This window comes from Rhodoferax sp., from assembly GCF_028689295.1.
Taxonomy (GTDB): domain Bacteria; phylum Pseudomonadota; class Gammaproteobacteria; order Burkholderiales; family Burkholderiaceae_C; genus Rhodoferax.
The window spans coordinates 63,987-83,117 of record NZ_JAQTWL010000008.1; the positions used below are offsets into that span (position 1 = coordinate 63,987).

Sequence of the window (19,131 nt, forward strand, 5' to 3'; positions counted from 1 at the left end):
CTGATGTTGGCATCCCCAGGTGCTTGCTGGAAGGGCGGCTTACTTGATCTGAGCAAGATTTTGCCAAGTCGCCACCACCGTGTCCGGGTTCAAGGAAATCGACGAGATGCCCTGCGCCATCAACCAGTGGGCAAAATTGGGATGGTCGCTGGGGCCCTGGCCACAAATACCTACGTACTTGTTTTCTGCCAGACAGGCCTTGATCGCCAGACTGATCAAGGTGGTGACAGCAGGGTCTTGCTCGTCAAAATCCTTGGCGAGAAGTTCCAGGCCGGAATCCCGGTCCAGCCCCAAAGTCAATTGCGTCAAATCGTTGGAGCCAATGGAGAAACCGTCGAAATACTGCAGGAACTCCGTGGCCAGAATGGCATTGCTGGGAATCTCGCACATCATGATCAATTTGAGCCCATCCAGGCCGCGCTTGAGACCTTGCTGCGCCAACAACTCGGTGACTTTTTGCGCCTGTCCCAGGGTCCGGACGAACGGCACCATCACCTCGACGTTGGTCAGTCCCATGTCGTTACGCACCCGTTTCAGGGCTTCGCACTCCATGGCGAACGCCTCGCCAAAGTCGGCGCTGATGTAGCGTGCGGCACCGCGGAAACCCAGCATTGGATTTTCTTCTTCGGGCTCGTAACGGCTACCACCGATCAACTTGCGATACTCGTTGCTTTTGAAGTCCGACAAACGAACAATCACGGGCTTGGGCCAGAAGGCCGCAGCGATGGTGGCCACGCCTTCTGCCACTTTGTCCACATAGAAAGCGCGCGGCGAAGCATGGCCCCGCGCCACGGACTCCACTGCCTTTTTCAAGTCGGCGTCGATGTTGGGGTAATCCAGAATCGCCTTGGGATGCACGCCAATGTTGTTGTTGATGATGAACTCAAGACGCGCCAGACCCACACCCGCATTGGGCAACTGGCAGAAATCAAAAGCCAGTTGCGGGTTGCCCACATTCATCGTGATCTTCACCGGAATTTCGGGCATCTGACCACGTTGCACCTCGGTCACTTCGGTTTCGATCAAGCCGTCGTAAATGAAGCCGGTATCGCCCTCGGCGCAACTGACCGTGACCAGCATGCCGTCCTTGAGCACCTGATCGGCATGGCCACACCCGACCACCGCGGGAATCCCCAACTCGCGCGCAATGATGGCGGCGTGGCAGGTGCGCCCGCCACGGTTGGTGACGATGGCAGAAGCGCGCTTCATGACTGGCTCCCAATTGGGATCGGTCATGTCGGTCACCAGGATATCGCCAGCCTGCACCCGGTCCATCTCGCTGATGTTGTGCACCACCTTGACCGGGCCGGTGCCAATTTTTTGTCCAATGGCGCGGCCTTCGACCAGCACGGTGCCCTTGCCCTTGAGTTTGTAGCGGTGTTCAGCCTTGCCAGCCGCCTGGCTTTTGACCGTTTCAGGGCGCGCCTGCAGGATGTACAACTCGCCGTCAATGCCATCCTTGCCCCACTCAATGTCCATCGGACGGCCGTAATGTTCTTCGATCACCACAGCGTAGGAAGCCAGTTTTTGCACATCGGCGTCGGTCAGTGAATAGCGGTTGCGCAGTTCGGTTGGCACATCGGTTGTTTTCACCAAGTGGCCGTTGGCTGCTTTTTCTTCGGCTGTGGAAAACTGCATCTGGATCAGCTTGGAGCCCAGGCTACGGCGGATCAGTGCCAGCTTGCCGGCCTTGAGCATCGGCTTGTGCACATAAAACTCGTCCGGATTCACGGCGCCCTGCACCACCGTTTCACCCAGCCCATAGCTCGATGTGATGAACACCACCTGGTCGAAGCCGGATTCGGTGTCCAGGGTAAACATGACACCGGCGGCGCCCAGGTCGGAGCGCACCATGCGTTGCACACCAGCGCTCAATGCCACATGCTCGTGGGCGAAACCCTTGTGCACACGGTAGCTGATGGCACGGTCGTTGTAAAGCGAAGCAAACACCTCGCGCATTTTGTGCAGGACTTCGTCGATACCCGTCACATTCAAGAAGGTTTCCTGCTGGCCGGCAAATGAGGCGTCGGGCAAGTCCTCCGCGGTGGCCGATGAACGCACGGCAAAGGAAGCCTTGTCGTTGTCGCCGCACAGGGTACTGAAAGCCTTGCGGATTTCCTTCTCGAGGTCGGCAGGAAATGGCTGCGCCTCGATCATGGCGCGAATCTCGGCGCCGGCCACGGCCAGCGCATTGACATCGTCGGTATCCAGGGCGCTCAGACGCACATTGATTTTGCCGGCGAGGCCATCAAAAGCCAGAAATTCACGAAACGCATGCGCCGTGGTGGCAAAACCGGTGGGCACCTTCACGCCGGTTGGCAAATTGGAGATCATTTCGCCCAAACTGGCATTTTTGCCACCCACCGAATCCACGTCGGTCATTCGCAAATCTTCAAAAGGGACGACCAGTGCGGTCGCTGCAAATCGTGCGGTCATGAAAAAACTCCAGAAGTTAAAAAACCGGTTTTGATGACGTGCAGTTGAGGCTGCACCTCATGGCGAGGCAAACGCATCTGCTTGTTGATTGAATTGTCGAATCGTTTTGCGCTCTGAGAATTTGGTCGGATAATTATTGTAGGCTCTGGCTCACCCCAAAATTTACCCAAACCCTCTTTCAACATGCCCAATCGCACCGTATTTTTTGTCTCTGACGGCACCGGTATTACCGCCGAAACCTTTGGCCACGCCATCCTGAACCAGTTCGAGGTTGACTTTCGACGCGTTCGTCTGCCCTTTACCGACACGGTCGATAAAGCGCACCAAGCGGTGCGTCAAATCAACCAGGCAGGCGCCCTGGAAGGCAAAAAACCGCTGGTATTTACCACCCTGGCCAACGAAGAAGTCATGACAGTCATCAGCAAGGGTTGCCACGGCATGCTGATGGACATGTTTGGCACTTTTGTGCACCCACTGGAACAGGAACTTGGCATCAAGTCCAACCACCGCATCGGTCGCTTCAGCGACGCCAGCAAAAGCAAGCAATACCAGTCACGCATCGACGCCATCAATTTCTCGCTCGACCATGACGACGGCCAGTCGCATCGCGACCTGGAGAGTTCCGACGTGATTCTGGTGGGGGTCAGCCGCAGCGGCAAAACCCCCACCTCGCTGTACCTGGCCATGCAATACGGACTCAAGGCTTCCAATTACCCGCTGATTCCGGAAGACTTTGAACGGCAGGATTTACCGCCAGCGCTTAAGCCGCATCACAAGAAATTATTTGGACTGACCATCCAGCCCGAGCGCTTGAGCGAAATCCGCAACGAGCGCCGGCCCCACTCCAAATACGCGTCGCTGCAAAACTGTCGCCATGAAGTCAAGGAAGCCGAAGCCATGATGCGCCGCTCAGGCATCAAATGGTTGTCCACCACCACCAAATCCATCGAAGAAATTGCCACCACCATCCTGCAAGAACTGCGCATTGAGCGCGTGGCCTATTGAACCCCCAGCGCAGCAATGCCAGCGCGCGCCACTTGGGCATCTTCGGTCGATTTCACGCCGCTGACGCCGATGGCGCCCAAACAGTGGCCGTCTTTCATGATCGGCACGCCGCCTTCGAGCATGCCGGACAAGGCGGGCACACTCAAAAAAGAGCTTCTGCCGCCATTGATCTGATCCTCATAAACTTTACTTTCGCGACGCCCGAGCGCCGCCGTGTGCGCCTTGGCCGGCGCGATATGCGCAGACAAGGCGGCTGCGCCATCGAGCCGTTGCAACCACAGCAGATGGCCGCCGTCGTCCACCACGGCAATCGTCACCGGCCAGTTGTTTTTGAGGGCTTCGGCCTCGGCCGCCGCGGCCATGATTTTGAGGTCTGCGAGTTCAAGCGTCGGTTTGGTTTTCATAAGATTGCTTCAGTTAAAAAAAGTAATCGAAGCATAACCCGGCCAGGCCACCGGTTTGGTCGTATTACGGGTTAAAGTATCCTCACGAAAAGTAGGAACACGACCCGAGCTGATTTTGTGGACTAACAGCTCGCACCCTAGAATCCCCACCTGTTGATTCACAGTAACCCACGCAAGGAGTTTGAACATGACTGATAACGTCCATTCCATTGAACGTAGCCATGGCTTTGGCGCCATGGCGCAAGAGCGCAACAAGGTCCTGCGCAATACCTATTGGCTGCTGGCCATGAGCCTGATCCCCACCGTGCTGGGCGCCTGGCTGGGTGTTGCCAGCGGCATCACCCAATCGCTGAGCGGCGGCATGGGCTTGATCGTGTTCCTGGGCGGCGCGTTCGGCTTTATTTTTGCCATCGAGAAAACCAAGAACTCGGCAGCCGGCGTGCCGGTGCTACTGGGTTTCACCTTCTTCATGGGTCTCATGCTGTCGCGCATGATCGCCATGGTGCTGGGCTTCAAGAATGGCCCTGACCTGATCATGACCGCCTTTGGCGGCACCGCCGGTGTTTTCTTTGTCATGGCCAGCCTGTCCAGCGTCATCAAGCGCGACCTCTCGGGCATGGGCAAGTGGTTGTTTGTCGGCGCACTGGCCATCCTTGTCGGCGGCATCATCAACGTGTTTGTGGGCTCGACCGCCGGCATGATGGCCATTTCGGTAGCTGCCATTGGTGTCTTCAGCGCCTACATGCTGTATGACCTGAAACGCATCGTCGATGGCGGCGAAACCAACTACATCAGCGCCACACTGGCGCTCTACCTTGACATCGTGAACGTGTTCCAGAGCTTGCTGGCACTGCTGGGCATCTTTGGTGGCGAGCGCGACTAAACGACTCTCTTCATCCCAAACAAAAAAGGCTCCTTGGGAGCCTTTTTTCATGTGCGCGACAGGTGCTAGCCAACAAGGTCAAAGACCGCCATGCTTTCGACGTGGGCGGTGTGCGGAAACATGTTGACCACACCCGCGCCGCTGCAGCGGTAGCCCGCCTGGTGCACCAGCAAGCCTGCATCGCGGGCCAGCGTTGCCGGGTTGCAGCTCACATAGACAATGCGCTTGGGCGGGCGCCAGTTCTGCAGCCCAGGCGTGGCCGGTTCTTCTGAAAGCCCCAGCTTTTGTTGATGCAAAGCGGCCAGTGCACGCGCCAGGGCAAAGGCGCCTTCGCGTGGCGGGTCCACCAGCCATTTGTCGGCGGTGCCATCCTGGATCAGCATGTCAGGCGTTATTTCAAACAAATTTCTGGCGACAAATTCAGTCGCAGCCAAGGGTCTGTTCAATGTGGCCGAGATTTTGTTTTTCAGGTAATTTTCACGCGACCTTGCCACCAGCGTTTCGCTGCCCTCGATGCCCAGCACCTCGCGTGCCTGGGTCGCCAAGGGCAAGGTGAAATTGCCCAGACCGCAAAACCAGTCAATCACTCGCTCGTCCGGCCTGGCATCGAGCAGACGCAGGGCGCGCGACACCAGCACCCGGTTGATGTGCGGATTCACCTGCGTGAAATCCGTCGGCTTGAACGGCATGGTGATGCCAAACTCCGGCAAGGCATAACTCAGCACCTCGCAGCCCTCGTCGAGCAAACACACGGTTTCCGGTCCCTTGGACTGCAACCACCACTGCACGCCCGCATGCTGCCCGGCAAATAGGCGCAAGCGGGCCAGATCAGCGTCACTCAAAGGCTCCAGATGGCGCAACACCAGGGCCGTCACGCTGTCGCCACAGGCCAATTCGATTTGCGGACAGGTCTCGGCGGCTTCGAGCGAGGCGATCAGCGCGCGCAAGGGCATCAACAGGGCCGACACGTGCGGCGGCAGGATCGGGCACGCCTGCATGTCTGCCACGTAACGGCTCTTGCGCTCATGAAAACCCACCAGCACCGTGCCTTTTTTACGCACGAAACGCACTGACAAGCGCGCCCGGTAGCGGTAGCCCCAAGCCGGGCCTTCGATGGGCCGATAAATGGTCTCTGGCCTGACCTTGCCCAGATGCCACAAGTTGTCTTCCATCGCACGCTGCTTGACCGCCACCTGCGCCGCCACGTGCAAATGCTGCATCTTGCAGCCACCGCAGGCGCCCGTGTGCAAACCAAAGTGCGGGCAATGCGGCACCACCCGTTGCGAAGATTCCCGGTGCACCGTGGTGAGCGTGCCGCGCTCCCAGGTGTTCTTGGTGCGGTTGACATTGGCGCTGACGTATTCAAAAGGCAGCGCGCCTTCAATGAACACCACTTTGCCATCAGGCTTGTGGGCCACGCCCTGCGCTTCCAGATCGAGCGACTCCACATACAGCCAGTCGGCGGGCACGGCAGGTTTTACGGCTGCGCGATCAGTCGGTTCAGTCATTGAATTCAGTGCTTGATTGCCCGGCTGGTGTGCCGGACGCGGGATGAAAGCGCTACTTGGCAGGCAAATATTTGGCAGGGTCAACCGGTTTACCCTGGCGACGCACCTCGAAGTGCAACTTGACGCGCTCCGCATCGCTGTTGCCCATCGCGGCAATTTTTTGCCCCTTGAGCACCGCCTGGTCTTCTTTCACCAGCAGGGTCTGATTGTGGGCATAGGCCGTCAGATAGACATTGTTGTGTTTCAGGATGATCAGGTTGCCATAGCCGCGCAAACCGGCGCCCACATACACCACGCGCCCATCGGCGGCTGCCATCACGGGGTCGCCCACCGCACCGCCGATATCCAATCCCTTGTTCTTGACCTCATCGAAGCCGGCCAACACCACGCCGTTGGCGGGCCATATCCAGTTGATTTCTGAATCATTGGCAGGCATCGGCTTGTTATTGGCAATCACCGGGGCACTGGCTGCTGAGGCTGCTGTGGCAGAAGATGCTGGCCTCGCCAGGCTACCGGCGCTCACGACCGGCTTGCTCACGGCTTGAACCACCACCTCCTGGTTCACCAGCGGCGCCACTCGCAAAACCTGCCCCACTTCAATGCGGTTGGGATCTTCCAGCTGGCTCCAAAGGGCAATATCGCGCGGACTTTGGCCGTTTTCCAGGGCAATGCGTGTCAAGGTGTCTCCCGGTTTGACCGCGTAAAAGCCCGGCTTGCCTGCATTCTCGAAGCCCTGGGGTTGCTTGACAGTCGCCTCTACCACAGCAGGCACGGCACCACCCATCACGCGCTCCTCAACCGGTGCACGATTGACGCTTCGGGTGCCGCAAGCCACCAAAGTCAACAGCACACATGTCGAAGCCATCGACAAACCCATCCATCTTTTTAAACCCGTCATATCAACCCCCATCATGCAATGCCCGATTTTAAGGGGACAAAGTAAACGCCCTCCATCACAGTCTGAACCACACCTTGCGGCGTTTTGTCAATCACCAGTAACACCTGTTTGCCTGCGCTTGAGGCGCCAGCAGACACCGGCGCGACCAGCCTGCCACCCACGGCCAACTGGTCAATCCAGGCCTGGGGCACGGCCTCTCCGCCCGCCGCCGCAATGATGCCGGCATAGGGTGCGCCCCTGGCATAGCCCAGCATGCCGTCGCCAAACAGCAAGTGCACATTGGCCAGGCGCAAATGGCGCAGGTTGTCGCGCGCCTTGTCATGCAGCGCGCGCAGGCGCTCGATCGAATACACCTCGGTACACAGCAGACTCAGCAGCGCCGCCTGGTAACCGCAGCCGGTGCCGATTTCCAGCACCCGTCCCAGGCGCCCCGGGCGGCCCTGGTGCAGCAGTTCCAGCATCCTGCAGACCACACCGGGTTTGGAAATGGTTTGCCCCAGGCCGATGGGCAGGCTGGTGTCTTCGTAGGCCTGGTTTACCAGCGCAGTGTCGACAAAACGGTGCCGCTCGATGCTGCCCATGGCCTGCAACACGGCGGGAATCGTCATGCCCTGCTGCGCCAGCTTGGTCACCATGCTTTGGCGAACTGCGCTGGAATCGAGGCCCACGCCATGGACCACATGGATAGTTTGCCTTTGGCCGGCAACCTGGCCTGCCTTGATGGCCGGCCGCGCAGGGGTGGCCGACGTCGTGCGCGTTTCCAGCTTGGCCGGAAAACCGGGCCGCAACTTGACGCTGCTCAGGTTGCGCTGCGTCATCAGTCGGCCAGGTCGGTGAGTTTGGCCGCCGTTTGCGCCCAATAACTCAAATGGTCATGGTCGGTCAAATCGACTTTGAGCGGGGTCATGGCGATGTGACCTTGCGCGGTCGCATGAAAATCAGTGCCCTCAGCCTCATCCTTGGCCTGGCCCGCTGCACCAATCCAGTACATGGTCTCACCGCGCGGATTTTTCTGGGTGATGACCTTTTCAGCGGAATGGCGCCGACCCAAGCGGCAAAGTTTCAAGTGGCCGATCTCGGCCAGTGGCAAGTTGGGAATGTTGACATTGAGCAGCCAGGGGGCATTGCCAATGAGGTTTTGCTGCCACATTTGCAGCACCAGTTGGCGCGCCCTGATGGCCGCTGCATCAAGATGGTGCCAGTCCCGTTCAACCTGTGAAAACGCAATGGCCGGGATGCCAAACAGATAGCCTTCCATGGCGGCACCCACGGTGCCCGAGTAAATGGTGTCGTCGCCCATGTTGGCACCGTTGTTGATGCCTGCCAGCACCAGGTCGGGGCGGTAGTCCAGCAGCCCGGTCAAGGCGATGTGAACACAATCGGCCGGCGTGCCGTTGACGTAGCGAAAGCCATTGACGACGCGCTGAACGTACAGTGGCGTGTGCAGCGTGAGGGCGTTGGACTTGGCGCTGTTGTTGTGCTCGGGGGCAACCACTTCGACCGCGGCCACGTCCTTGAGCGCTTCGTATAGCGCCACTATGCCGGGCGCCTGAAAGCCGTCGTCGTTGCAAATAAGAATTTTCATCATGGTGCCCAATTAGACTCGAAATTTAGAATGCCGGCCCGCCGCTGCAGTCGTCATTGGCGTGACAATTCGTCGCATATAGGACAATTCCGGCTTAACAACAAGGAGCCGTTCATGGGTGCTATTTTCTGGATTGTGTTGGCGCTGGTCGTGGTGTATGCCATCACCATGTACAACAGCCTGGTGAATGTGAAGAACGCCGTGTCCAAGGCGTGGGCCAACATCGATGTGCTGCTCAAGCAGCGCCACGACGAACTGCCCAAGCTGGTCGATACCTGCCAGCAGTACATGCAATACGAGCAGAGCACGCTGGAAAATGTGATCCATGCCCGCTCCCGAGTGGCCGAGGCCCGCCAATCGAAAGACATGGGCGCGCTGGGCCTGGCCGAAGGCGCCTTGCGCAGCGGCTTGGGACAGTTGTTTGCCCTGGCCGAGTCCTACCCCGAGCTCAAGGCCAACGAGCAGTTTTTGCACCTGCAGTCGCGTATCAGCGGGCTGGAAAACGCCATTGCTGACCGGCGCGAGTTTTACAACGAAAGCGTGAACATCAACAACGTTGCCATCGAGCAGTTTCCGGGCAACCTGATGGCCAAAATATTCGACTTCAAGGCCTTTGACCTGCTGAAATTTGCAGCCACCGAGCTGCAAGACGTCAACATCGGCCAGCGTTTCAAGGCCTGACACCATGCTGGTGCGCGGTTTGCGCGGCCTGCGGCACCTGGGGCTGAACCTGACCGGGCTGGTCAGCGGCCTGTATGTGGTCTTGATTGCTGCGGCGCTGCAGTTTGGCCCCGGGCCGCAGGCGCGCTGGAGCCTGGCCGGCATTGCACTGCTGGCTGGCCTGGCATGGCTGGGCAGTCTGCGCCGCGCCCGCGCCATCGCCGAGCTGGCCACCTCGCGCATTGCCTCGGCTGCACAGGGCTATGTGGAATTGATGGGGCGCGCAAGTAGCGACAAAGACCAGCAGATCTACTCCCCACTGGGCGGCATTGCCTGCATCTGGTACCGCTACAAGCTGTTTTCCAAGGACAACGCCAAGCGGGAATGGCGCCAAATTGACAGCGGCGTCAGCAGCAGCACCTTCGACATCAGCGACCCGAGCGGCGTGTGCACCGTTGATCCTGACCATGCCGAGGTGGTGGGCCCGGAAGTACGCACCACCTACCCCGGTAATGAAAAACTGGTCGAAGAATTGCTTTTTGGCGGCAGCACGATCTACGTGCTGGGCGACTTTTCGACGCTTGGCGGCTCCAGTTCTGCCCTGAGCGTGCGCGAAGACGTGAGCGCTCTGCTGAGCCTCTGGAAACAAGATCGGACAGGCTTACACGCGCGTTTTGACCTTGACCGCAGCGGTACCGTGGATCTGCAGGAGTGGGAGTTGGCGCGCCAGCTCGCCACCCGGACAGTTGAACGCGAACACCGGGAGATACGTCAGCAGCCCGGTGTGCACGTGCTGCGAGCACCTCAAGACGGCAGGCTGTTTTTGATCTCTGCCCTGTCGCCCGAGGCGCTGCGCAAGCATTTTTTGCGCTGGAGCCTGTTCCATTTTTCAATGGGGCTGGCCGCCACCGCTGGCTGGTTTTACCTGGTGTGAGGGCACGAGCCAAGTCTATTGCGGAATGATGAACTTGGACTCTTCACGCAAGTGGCCTGGGCTGTCCAGCGATTCGATGTTGAAATGAATCTCATGCGAGCCCGGCTTGTCGGCTTCTGGCGGCACCTGGACCCGCACCGCCACCCAGCGGGCCTCGGTGGACGCAATACTGATGGTGTCTTCGGACATGATCTTGATGTCAGGCAGGCCTTCGACCGAGATTTTGTAGCGTTGCGGAGCTTCTGTGGCGTTCATCACCTGAATGCGATACACGTTCTCGACCTTGCCGGCCTCGACCACACGCGCCATCACGCCACGGTCGCGCACCACGTCGGCTTTGAAAGAGGTTCGCGTCGCCAAACTGACAAAAATGGCTGTCACGATCGCCAGCAAGATGGCGGTATAGATCAGCACCCGCGGCCGCAACACACGTTTGACGGTCTGCTCTTTGGTCCAGTGATTTTTCATGGCGTTTTCGGTCGAGTACTTGACCAGGCCGCGCAGGTAACCCACCTTGTCCATCACCGTGTCGCACACGTCAGCGCAGGCGCCGCAGCCGATGCACTCGTACTGCAGACCGTTGCGGATGTCGATGCCGGTGGGGCAGACCTGCACACACAAGCTACAGTCCACGCAGGCGCCCAGGTTCAAGGTGCTGAGGTCGGCCTTTTTGGAGCGGGCACCGCGCGGCTCACCGCGCTCGGTGTCGTAGGTCACGATCAGGGTGTCCTTGTCGAACATGGCACTCTGAAAGCGGGCATAGGGGCACATGTGTTTGCAAACCTGCTCACGCATGAAACCGGCGTTGCCGTAAGTGGCAAAACCGTAGAAGAAGACCCAGAAAAATTCCCAGGCAGCCAGTTGGCCACCCAAAAAGGCGCCAGCCATTTCGCGCATCGGCACAAAGTAGCCGACAAAGGTAAAGCCGGTCCAGAAAGCAAACACAATCCAGAAAAATTGTTTGCCTGCCTTGCGGGCGAACTTTTCAAAGGTCATCGGGCCGTCGTCACGGCGCATGTGGGCTGAACGGTCACCTTCAAGTTTTTTCTCGATCCATAAAAAGATTTCCGTGTACACCGTCTGCGGGCAGGCATAACCGCACCACAAGCGCCCCGCCACTGCCGTGAACAGGAACAGCGACAAGGCCGAAATGATCATCAGGCCAGTGAGGTAAATAAAGTCTTGCGGGTACAGGACAAGGCCGAAGATATAAAAGCGGCGCACGCTCAAGTCAAACAACACCGCCTGGCGCTGGCCCCACTCAAGCCAGGGCAGACCGTAAAAAATGATTTGCGTCACCCACACCATGATCCAGCGCCAATTCGAGAACACGCCCGACACACTGCGCGGGTATATTTTTTGATGCGCCGCATAGAGCGACACCAATTCCTCGTCGGGCTCGGCCGCAGCGATGGGTATCACTTTTCTGGGTTCTTTGTTTTCTATGCTCATCACGGGTTCCTCAAAAGGTGGATTCAGGTATTTTCTGCGCTGGCAGCGATGCCATCTGCGCCAGGAATTCGTCACGGGTGCGTCCCGCAAAGTACGGGTGCCAACGGCGTTGCTCCAGCACCGTGCTGACGGCGCGGGCGTGCTGCTCGTGGCCGGCAAACAGCAGGGTCTCGTCGGGCAGACTCAGGATTCTTTGGGTCACACTGTCCCACAAGGCTTCGGGTTCGGCCGGACGGGGCTGGTGCGGACAGGCCGTCAGCGCCAGCAAGCCGCCACAAAACAAGCGGTCACGCCAGGCAAAACTCAGGCAGACTGGCGTGTGGCCCGGGGTGCTCATGATGCGCACCATTTCATCGCCAAACGGCAGCACGTCGCCATCGCTCAAATGCAAGGCTGCCAGTGCGTCGCCTTGCACCAGCGGTGCTCCCAACTGCGCCAATTGATCGTGCTCATCAGCTTGCAGGGTGTCGTGGTGATGGGTGCGCAGTACCCAACATAAATGCAACTCGCGCTCGCCAAGCAGCGCCGAGAGCAGTGGCAAATCGCGCCCATGGGGATCGATCAAGATGGCTTCCCGGGCATCCAGGTCAGCCAGCAAGTAGGTCAACTCGCCGCTGGCATCGTTGTTCAACATGCGGAAGTACACGTCACAAGCTCCGCAGGGTAGGCAGTTCTTCGACAAGGGGTATGGGCACCATCATGGCAGTTCTGGTTGATTCCGTTCTTTTTCACTATCAAGAAACATGCCAAATCGAGCTCATGGATTTATTGTAGTAAATTCAGGCAATTACGATGAGTTCAGAGAAACTTTGATCCCAAGGCGTCAATTAGGCTGCCAATATTGGCAGCCATTGGCAGCCAAGTTGACAGCCATGTCAAGGTTTTTGGCATACAGTCATGCCCTTGTTGACTCACAAGACATGCCATGAAACCCCTGCCCGAACTCATGTCCTTTGTGGAAGGCCTGCCCGAGCCGCACATTTTGTTCGACACCCAGTACCGCATCCTGGCCGCCAATGCGGCCTATCGGCGCCAGTTCAGCCCGGACCGCAGCGTGGTCGGGCGCACCTGCTACGAGGTGTCCCACCGCTTCAGCGTGCCGTGTGACCAGGCCGGCGAATCCTGCCCGCTGGCGCGCTCGCGCGAATCGGGCCAGCGCGAGCGCGTGCTGCACCTGCACCACAGCCCAAAGGGCGAGGAATACGTCAACATCGAACTCGCACCGCTGCTCGACGCCAATGGCCAGCAAGCTTTTTATGTGGAAAAAATGGAACCCCTGCGCGTGGCTCAGGGACAGGCCACAGCCCAGGGGCTGATCGGCCGCAGCCCGGCGTTTGTGCACATGCTCGGTCTGGTGGCGCGGGTGGCACCGTCACAGGCCACGGTGCTGCTGCTGGGCGAATCGGGCACCGGCAAGGAACTGGTGGCGCGGGCGGTACACGAGGCAAGCCACCGTGCTGCCAAGGCGCTGGTGCCGGTGGACTGCGCCAGTCTGCCAGAGAGCCTGTTCGAGTCCGAGCTGTTCGGCCACGAACGCGGTGCATTCACGGGGGCCAACACGGCGCGCGGCGGCCTGGTGGAGGCGGCCAGCGGAGGCACCTTGTTTCTGGACGAAGTGGGCGACATCCCGCTGACCATGCAGGTCAAGCTGCTGCGTCTTCTGGAAACCGGAACCTACCGGCGCGTGGGCAGCACCGAGCAGCGCCACGCCGACATCCGCGTGGTGTCGGCCACCCACCGCAACCTGGACCAGATGGTGGCGCAGGGGCGTTTTCGCGAAGACCTGTACTACCGCCTGAGCACTTTTCCGATTCATCTGCCAGCCCTGCGCGAGCGCCGTGATGACATTGGCCTGTTGGCCACCGCCCTGCTAAGCCGGGTGGCGCCGCAACGCAAGCTGGTGTTAAGCAATGCGGCCCTGCAACTGCTGCAAACGCAAGACTATCCAGGCAATGTGCGCGAACTGCGCAACCTGCTTGAACGCTCGGCCCTGATGTGCGATGGCGACACGCTGGAGGCCGGTCACGTGACGCAGGCGCTGCAATCGGGCCGTCGGGCTAGCGTTGCCGCGGCACCGCTCGGAGTGGCAACGCCCGGCGCCCTGAAATCGGTGGCTGCGTCGGCGCTCCAGCAAATGGCCCGGCAGCACACCGGCAGCCGCGCAGAACTGGCCACCCAACTGGGCATTAGCGAGCGCTCTTTGTACCGTAAGCTCAACGCGCTCAAATCGGGCTGATGCGGACAGGCGCAATCACCATGATAAAAGTCCTTCAAAAAATACTTTTCCTTTTTGCGGCAACCAGCCTGAGCTGCGTGGCGGCGCCGTTCGAAGACAGCATGGCCCAGCGCCTGCAGGCCTGCACCGGTTGCCACGGCGCGCAGGGCCGCGCCGGGCCCGACGGCTATTACCCGCGGCTGGCAGGAAAACCAGTGGGCTACCTGTACAACCAGTTGCTCAATATTCGCGAAGGCAGACGCCATTACGCGCTGATGGAAGGCTTGCTGGAGCCACTCAGCAACGCCTATCTGCTGGAAATTGCACAGCATTTCTCAAAACTGGAAGTGCCCTACCCGTCCCCTCTTCCAGCCAGCGCACCGCAGGAATTGCTGGCGCGCGGGCGCACGCTGGTGACGCAGGGTGACCCTGGCCAAGAAGTGCCACCCTGCCAGCAATGCCATGGCGAAGCGCTCACCGGTGCCGCACCGCATGTGCCGGGGCTGCTGGGCTTGCCGCGCGATTACCTCAATGCCCAGTTGGGCGGCTGGCGCAGTGGCCAGCGCCGCGCGCAATCACCCGACTGCATGGGCCACATTGCCAACCGCCTGAGCAACCGGGACGTGGCCGCCGTGACCCACTGGCTGGCAGCCCAGCCGGTACCCGCCAACGCCAAGCCGCTGGCTGCCCTGCCCGCGTGGCCAACCGGAACCAAAGCATTGCACTGCGGCAGTGCAGCAGTTGCCAGCGCCATGGCCACGGTTGCCGTGACACCCCAAGTTCTGACACCCCAAGCAGCGCAAGGCGCCTATCTGGCACGTCTGGGCAACTGCGAGACCTGCCACACCGCCCTGGGCGGCACGCCCTACGCCGGGCAACGCCCGATCGAAACCCCTTTCGGCACCGCCTATTCCACCAACCTGACGCCTGACCCGGCCACCGGCCTGGGCAACTGGACAAAGGATGATTTCTGGCAGGCGTTGCACCACGGTCAAGCCAAAGACGGCCGCCTGTTGAGTCCGGTTTTCCCCTACCCCAGCTACACCCGTGTGACGCGTGAAGACGCCGATGCGCTGTTCGCCTATCTGCAAAACCTGCCGCCCGCGAATCAACCCAGGCGTCCGGCGCGAATGCGCTGGCCATTTGGCACCCAAACTGCCCTGCGCGCCTGGCAGACCCTGTTTTTCACGCCGCAGGATTTCCAGCCTGACGCAGCGCAATCGAAGGTATGGAATCGCGGCGCTTATCTGGTGAACGGGCTGGGCCATTGCGGCGAATGCCATACGCCGCGCAACCTGCTCGGCGCCACGCAGCAGGCGAAGGCCTTGAGCGGCGGGCTGATTCCCATGCAAAACTGGCTGGCGCCGTCGCTGCTGAGCAGCGCCGCGGCGGGCATCGATGCCCGGCATCTGGGCGACACGCTGCAGTTGCTCAAATCGGGTCACGCATCCCAAGACACTTCAAACGGCCCGATGGCGCTGGTGGTGCAAGGCAGCACCCAGTATTTGAACGCGGCCGATCTGCAGGCGATGGGTGTTTATTTGCAGTCGTTGACGCCATCGGGTAAGCAAGTCAAACCCAAGGCGAGCGCCAAAACCGCAGCAGCAAACCATGCCAGCTCGGCCCCAGCCGTTTTGACCAATGTCGCTGAACTTTACGTCAAGCATTGCGCCGACTGCCATGGCCGACAGGGCCAGGGCGTCCCGGGTGCTTACCCGGCGCTGGCCAACAACCGGGCCGTGCTGTCGGCCGACACCAGTAATCTGATCCAGACTGTTTTGCACGGCGGCTTTGCGCCGGTCACCCAGGCCAATCCCAAACCCTTTGGCATGCCGCCGATGATGCTCATGCTCAGCGACGCTGAAATTGCCCAGGTGCTTAGCTATCTGCGCAACAGTTGGGGCAATCAGTCCGCGCCGGTGACTGAATCGGAGGTAAGCCGCCTGCGCGAGCGCCAAGCCAGCCGATAATGCACCGGCACAACCCTTCATCTCCTTCACATCACATCAACCCAGGAGTTCATCATGGCAAAAGGTCAACAGGGCAATAACAAAATGGTCAAGAAACCCAAAAAAGACACCTCGCCGCCCAAGCCCGTGTCGGCTGACGCGGTGCGCCCGACCGTCACCACCGTAGTGCCGGTGCGCGGCAAGCTGAAAAACGCCCCAAAATAGGTAGGCATCAATCAGCGTCAGACTTGTATCTGTCCCGACCGTCACTTCATTCTGTGCAGCATTGCCTGAAATAGCCGTCCTCTATGCGGACGAGGTCATTTTGGTGCTGGACAAGCCAGCCGGCCTGTTGTGCGTTCCTGGAAGGGGCGAAGACAAGCAGGACTGTCTGAGCAGCCGGGTGCAGCAGCGCTATCCCGATGCCCGTGTGGTGCACCGGCTCGACCAGGCGACCTCGGGACTGCTGGTGATGGCGCTGGGCGCAAGCGCGCAGCGCGCCTTGAACGACGCCTTTGCCAGCCGCCTGGTGCACAAGCGCTACGTGGCTGTGGTAGATGGTTTGCTGGAACCAGCTTGCGGGGATCGGGGCACGATTGACTTGCCGATTCTGCTCGATTGGCCGAATCGGCCCCGGCGCATCATCGACCCCCAAGGCAAGCCCAGTTGCACGCGCTGGTGGGTGCTCAAGCACGACCTTGCAGCAAAAACCACGCGCCTCGAGCTGGAGCCGGTCACCGGCCGCTCGCACCAGTTGCGCGTGCACCTGCAGGCCTTGCAACATCCAATTTTGGGCGATGCCCTCTACGGCACACCGGCCAGCCTTGGCAAAGCCGAGCGACTGTTGTTGCACGCCACGCGGCTCGAACTGACGCACCCGGTGAGCTTGCAAAAAATGGTATTTTCGAGCGAGCCACCATTTTGACGATCGAACGGACGCGCTTCAACCCACTGAGTCTCCAACACATGACAAGCCATCTCTACATCCTCACCGGCGCCTCACGCGGCATGGGCCTGGCCATGGCCGAGCAACTCCTGGCTGAAGAAAACCGCCTGCTGTGCATCTCGCGCCATAAGAACGAAGCACTCAATGCATTGGCTGAAAAGAACTTTGCCTGGCTTGAGCAATGGGCACTGGACTTGTCCGCGACCGAGCCAGTCGCCAGCCGCCTCAAGCTCTGGCTGCGCAGCCTGGACGCCCAGCAGATCAAAAGCGTCACCCTGATCAACAACGCCGGCGTGATTCCGGCCGTGGTTCCTTTACGTGCCTCCAACCCGGCAGACTTGGCCCTGGCACTGCGCGTCGGACTGGAAGCCCCGCTGCTGCTCACGGCGGCCTTTTTGAGCGCTACAGATGCCTGGACGGTGCCGCGCAAGGTGCTCAACATTTCCTCGGGCCTGGGCCGCAGGGCGATGGCTTCACAAGCCGCCTACTGCGCTGCCAAGGCGGGCATGGACCACTTCACCCGCTGCCTGGCGCTTGACGAAGCGCGCCTGCCCAACGGCGCCAAGGTCTGCTCGCTGGCACCCGGCGTCATCGACACCGACATGCAGGTGCAACTGCGCAGCGCCGATGCAGCCGGTTTTCCGGATCAAGCTGCCTTTGCGCAGCTCAAGGCTGCGGGACAACTCAGCACTGCCAGCGATGCGGCCAAGCGCGTTCTGGCCTTGCTGGCACGCCCCGATTTCGGCCAGCAAGCGGTGGCCGATGTGCGCGACGCCGCTTAGACCAGCTCCTGATTATGGTTTCTGACCTCGTCGGTATGCTGTCAGAATTTACCGCTAAGATGTGTCCGTAATTATTTATTAACCCCAAGGAGACAGCAAATGACCCGTGAAGTTGTGATTGTGAGTGGTGCCCGTTCCGCCATTGGTACCTATGGTGGCAGCCTGAAAGACATTGCGCCCACCGAACTGGCCGGCCAGATCGTGCGCGAAGTGCTGACCCGTGCCCAGGTCAAGGGTGACGAAGTGGGCCACGTGGTGTTTGGCCATGTGGTCAACACCGAGCCCAAGGACATGTATTTGTCACGCGTGGCAGCCGTCAACGGCGGCTGCGCTGAAAGCGTGCCGGCCTTTAATGTGAACCGCTTGTGCGGCTCGGGCCTGCAAGCCATCGTATGCGCCAGCCAGAGCATTTTGCTGGGCGACTGCGACATTGCCATCGGCGGCGGTGCCGAATCCATGAGCCGCGCCCCGTACGCCAGCCTGAACATGCGCTGGGGCGCGCGCATGGGCGATACCAAGATGGTTGACATGGTGGTAGGCGCATTGAACGACCCGTTTCACACCGTCCACATGGGCGTGACCGCTGAAGCCATTGCCGCCAAGTGGTGCATCACCCGTGCCGACCAGGATGCGCTGGCGGTTGAGAGCCACAACCGCGCCCAGCGCGCCATCGAAGGTGGCCGCTTCAAGAGCCAGATCATGCCGGTGACCCTGAAGAGCCGCAAGGGCGATGTGGTGTTCGACACAGACGAGCATTACCGCCCCAACTGCACGCTGGCCGACTTGGCCAAGCTCAAGCCCGCCTTCCAGAAAGAGAATGGCACGGTCACGGCCGGCAACGCTTCGGGCATCAACGACGCAGCCGCTGCCGTGGTGCTGATGGAAGCAGGCACCGCCAAAGCGCGCGGACTCAAGCCGCTGGCCCGCCTGGTGGCCTATGCCCACGCTGGCGTGGACCCGATGTATATGGGCATCGGCCCGGTGCCGGCCTCGCAAATGGCGCTCAAAAAAGCCGGTTTGACCGTGGCCGACCTGGACGTGATCGAGGCCAACGAGGCCTTTGCCGCCCAGGCCTGCGCCGTCAGCCGCGACCTCGGCTTGGACCCAGCCAAGGTCAACCCCAATGGTTCCGGTATTTCGCTGGGACACCCGATCGGCGCCACTGGCGCACTGATCACGGTCAAGGCGCTGTATGAGCTCGAGCGCATTGGCGGGCGTTATGCGCTGGTGACCATGTGCATTGGCGGCGGTCAGGGCATTGCGGCTATTTTCGAGCGCCAGGCTTAAGAAATCCGCCAACTTTGGCGAGCCCCTATGAGACCCGTGCCAACCTGGCGGGTCTCATCCAAATAACTTGAATGCGCTACATGTCCAATACCCTGCTATAGAGGAGCAACGCGTCAGAGATGAAGGTGCTGATATCCATTGCGGAGATGAAACCGCACGGGTCAACACTGATGTACAAGATCAATTG

The 19,131-nt window shown here is 60.1% G+C and carries 18 protein-coding genes; 10 read left to right on the plus strand and 8 right to left on the minus strand.

All coding sequences use genetic code 11. The features are described from left to right. Positions 1-39 precede the first annotated feature (39 nt). On the minus strand, positions 40-2,436 hold the full coding sequence (ppsA, locus tag PHF15_RS08945; protein ID WP_300120426.1) for a phosphoenolpyruvate synthase: 2,397 nt from the start codon (positions 2,434-2,436) through the stop codon (positions 40-42). A gap of 183 nt (positions 2,437-2,619) precedes the next feature. Between ppsA and PHF15_RS08950 the strand changes: the two genes are divergently transcribed. Continuing rightward, positions 2,620-3,441 (plus strand): pyruvate, water dikinase regulatory protein, encoded by an 822-nt coding sequence (locus tag PHF15_RS08950; protein WP_300120427.1) that lies wholly within the window; start codon positions 2,620-2,622, stop codon positions 3,439-3,441. Here PHF15_RS08950 and PHF15_RS08955 read toward each other — a convergent pair. Then, a complete protein-coding gene (locus tag PHF15_RS08955; RefSeq protein WP_300120428.1) occupies positions 3,435-3,845 on the minus strand; it encodes a heme-binding protein in 411 nt (136 codons plus the stop codon). The genes PHF15_RS08950 and PHF15_RS08955 overlap by 7 nt on opposite strands. A gap of 187 nt (positions 3,846-4,032) precedes the next feature. On the opposite strand from PHF15_RS08955, the gene PHF15_RS08960 reads away from it, so the two are divergent. Then, positions 4,033-4,728: a Bax inhibitor-1/YccA family protein gene (locus tag PHF15_RS08960; RefSeq protein ID WP_300120430.1), complete on the plus strand. Its 696-nt coding sequence runs from the start codon at positions 4,033-4,035 to the stop codon at positions 4,726-4,728. Positions 4,729-4,793: 65 nt separating this feature from the next. Here the strand turns inward: PHF15_RS08960 and rlmD are convergent, their stop codons facing one another. The 4 genes from rlmD to surE are packed head-to-tail and all read right to left on the minus strand — an operon-like array spanning position 4,794 to position 8,719. Next, on the minus strand, positions 4,794-6,236 hold the full coding sequence (rlmD, locus tag PHF15_RS08965) for a 23S rRNA (uracil(1939)-C(5))-methyltransferase RlmD (protein WP_300120432.1): 1,443 nt from the start codon (positions 6,234-6,236) through the stop codon (positions 4,794-4,796). 52 nt (positions 6,237-6,288) lie between these two features. Continuing rightward, positions 6,289-7,101 carry a peptidoglycan DD-metalloendopeptidase family protein gene (locus PHF15_RS08970; protein ID WP_300120434.1) on the minus strand — a complete coding sequence of 271 codons (813 nt, stop codon included), beginning with the start codon at positions 7,099-7,101 and terminating at the stop codon, positions 6,289-6,291. A 44-nt stretch (positions 7,102-7,145) separates the two neighbouring features. Next, positions 7,146-7,952 (minus strand): protein-L-isoaspartate(D-aspartate) O-methyltransferase, encoded by an 807-nt coding sequence (locus PHF15_RS08975; protein ID WP_300120436.1) that lies wholly within the window; start codon positions 7,950-7,952, stop codon positions 7,146-7,148. Beyond that, complete coding sequence (gene surE / locus PHF15_RS08980; RefSeq protein WP_300120567.1) at positions 7,952-8,719, minus strand: 5'/3'-nucleotidase SurE; 768 nt, start codon at positions 8,717-8,719, stop codon at positions 7,952-7,954. Before surE ends, PHF15_RS08975 begins: the two co-directional genes overlap by 1 nt. A 114-nt stretch (positions 8,720-8,833) precedes the next feature. Between surE and PHF15_RS08985 the strand changes: the two genes are divergently transcribed. Beyond that, positions 8,834-9,400 (plus strand): LemA family protein, encoded by a 567-nt coding sequence (locus tag PHF15_RS08985; protein ID WP_300120438.1) that lies wholly within the window; start codon positions 8,834-8,836, stop codon positions 9,398-9,400. Positions 9,401-9,404: 4 nt separating this feature from the next. Continuing rightward, positions 9,405-10,313, plus strand: coding sequence for a hypothetical protein (locus tag PHF15_RS08990; protein WP_300120440.1), 909 nt, complete (start codon positions 9,405-9,407; stop codon positions 10,311-10,313). 15 nt (positions 10,314-10,328) lie between these two features. On the opposite strand, the gene ccoG is transcribed toward PHF15_RS08990, so the two are convergent. Both ccoG and PHF15_RS09000 read right to left on the minus strand, forming a co-directional pair. Beyond that, the gene (gene ccoG / locus PHF15_RS08995) at positions 10,329-11,765 is read right to left on the minus strand and encodes a cytochrome c oxidase accessory protein CcoG (RefSeq protein ID WP_300120442.1); all 1,437 of its coding nucleotides are present in this window, start codon (positions 11,763-11,765) and stop codon (positions 10,329-10,331) included. Positions 11,766-11,775: 10 nt separating this feature from the next. After that, positions 11,776-12,411 carry a hypothetical protein gene (locus PHF15_RS09000; protein WP_300120444.1) on the minus strand — a complete coding sequence of 212 codons (636 nt, stop codon included), beginning with the start codon at positions 12,409-12,411 and terminating at the stop codon, positions 11,776-11,778. A 279-nt stretch (positions 12,412-12,690) separates the two neighbouring features. Here PHF15_RS09000 and PHF15_RS09005 point away from each other — a divergent pair, with 279 nt between their 5' ends. The 6 genes from PHF15_RS09005 (at position 12,691) to bktB (ending at position 18,944) form a co-directional block, all read left to right on the plus strand. Continuing rightward, positions 12,691-14,001: a sigma-54-dependent Fis family transcriptional regulator gene (locus PHF15_RS09005; RefSeq protein ID WP_300120446.1), complete on the plus strand. Its 1,311-nt coding sequence runs from the start codon at positions 12,691-12,693 to the stop codon at positions 13,999-14,001. 20 nt (positions 14,002-14,021) lie between these two features. Further along, positions 14,022-15,950, plus strand: a complete 1,929-nt coding sequence (locus PHF15_RS09010) for a c-type cytochrome (RefSeq protein WP_300120448.1) — start codon at positions 14,022-14,024, stop codon at positions 15,948-15,950. A gap of 54 nt (positions 15,951-16,004) precedes the next feature. Then, on the plus strand, positions 16,005-16,154 hold the full coding sequence (locus tag PHF15_RS09015) for a hypothetical protein (protein WP_300120450.1): 150 nt from the start codon (positions 16,005-16,007) through the stop codon (positions 16,152-16,154). A 61-nt stretch (positions 16,155-16,215) separates the two neighbouring features. Then, a complete protein-coding gene (locus PHF15_RS09020) occupies positions 16,216-16,854 on the plus strand; it encodes an RluA family pseudouridine synthase (RefSeq protein WP_300120452.1) in 639 nt (212 codons plus the stop codon). A gap of 41 nt (positions 16,855-16,895) precedes the next feature. Continuing rightward, on the plus strand, positions 16,896-17,657 hold the full coding sequence (locus PHF15_RS09025) for an SDR family NAD(P)-dependent oxidoreductase (protein WP_300120454.1): 762 nt from the start codon (positions 16,896-16,898) through the stop codon (positions 17,655-17,657). A gap of 99 nt (positions 17,658-17,756) precedes the next feature. Further along, complete coding sequence (bktB, locus tag PHF15_RS09030; protein ID WP_300120456.1) at positions 17,757-18,944, plus strand: beta-ketothiolase BktB; 1,188 nt, start codon at positions 17,757-17,759, stop codon at positions 18,942-18,944. The last annotated feature ends 187 nt before the right edge of the window (positions 18,945-19,131 follow it).

Coding starts and splice junctions, on each gene's coding strand:
- ppsA (WP_300120426.1), bottom strand. CDS start 2,436: ATGACCGCACGATTTGCAGCGACCGCACTGGTCGTCCCTTTTGAAGAT.
- PHF15_RS08950 (WP_300120427.1), top strand. CDS start 2,620: ATGCCCAATCGCACCGTATTTTTTGTCTCTGACGGCACCGGTATTACC.
- PHF15_RS08955 (WP_300120428.1), bottom strand. CDS start 3,845: ATGAAAACCAAACCGACGCTTGAACTCGCAGACCTCAAAATCATGGCC.
- PHF15_RS08960 (WP_300120430.1), top strand. CDS start 4,033: ATGACTGATAACGTCCATTCCATTGAACGTAGCCATGGCTTTGGCGCC.
- rlmD (WP_300120432.1), bottom strand. CDS start 6,236: ATGACTGAACCGACTGATCGCGCAGCCGTAAAACCTGCCGTGCCCGCC.
- PHF15_RS08970 (WP_300120434.1), bottom strand. CDS start 7,101: ATGGCTTCGACATGTGTGCTGTTGACTTTGGTGGCTTGCGGCACCCGA.
- PHF15_RS08975 (WP_300120436.1), bottom strand. CDS start 7,952: ATGACGCAGCGCAACCTGAGCAGCGTCAAGTTGCGGCCCGGTTTTCCG.
- surE (WP_300120567.1), bottom strand. CDS start 8,719: ATGAAAATTCTTATTTGCAACGACGACGGCTTTCAGGCGCCCGGCATA.
- PHF15_RS08985 (WP_300120438.1), top strand. CDS start 8,834: ATGGGTGCTATTTTCTGGATTGTGTTGGCGCTGGTCGTGGTGTATGCC.
- PHF15_RS08990 (WP_300120440.1), top strand. CDS start 9,405: ATGCTGGTGCGCGGTTTGCGCGGCCTGCGGCACCTGGGGCTGAACCTG.
- ccoG (WP_300120442.1), bottom strand. CDS start 11,765: ATGAGCATAGAAAACAAAGAACCCAGAAAAGTGATACCCATCGCTGCG.
- PHF15_RS09005 (WP_300120446.1), top strand. CDS start 12,691: ATGAAACCCCTGCCCGAACTCATGTCCTTTGTGGAAGGCCTGCCCGAG.
- PHF15_RS09010 (WP_300120448.1), top strand. CDS start 14,022: ATGATAAAAGTCCTTCAAAAAATACTTTTCCTTTTTGCGGCAACCAGC.
- PHF15_RS09015 (WP_300120450.1), top strand. CDS start 16,005: ATGGCAAAAGGTCAACAGGGCAATAACAAAATGGTCAAGAAACCCAAA.
- PHF15_RS09025 (WP_300120454.1), top strand. CDS start 16,896: ATGACAAGCCATCTCTACATCCTCACCGGCGCCTCACGCGGCATGGGC.
- bktB (WP_300120456.1), top strand. CDS start 17,757: ATGACCCGTGAAGTTGTGATTGTGAGTGGTGCCCGTTCCGCCATTGGT.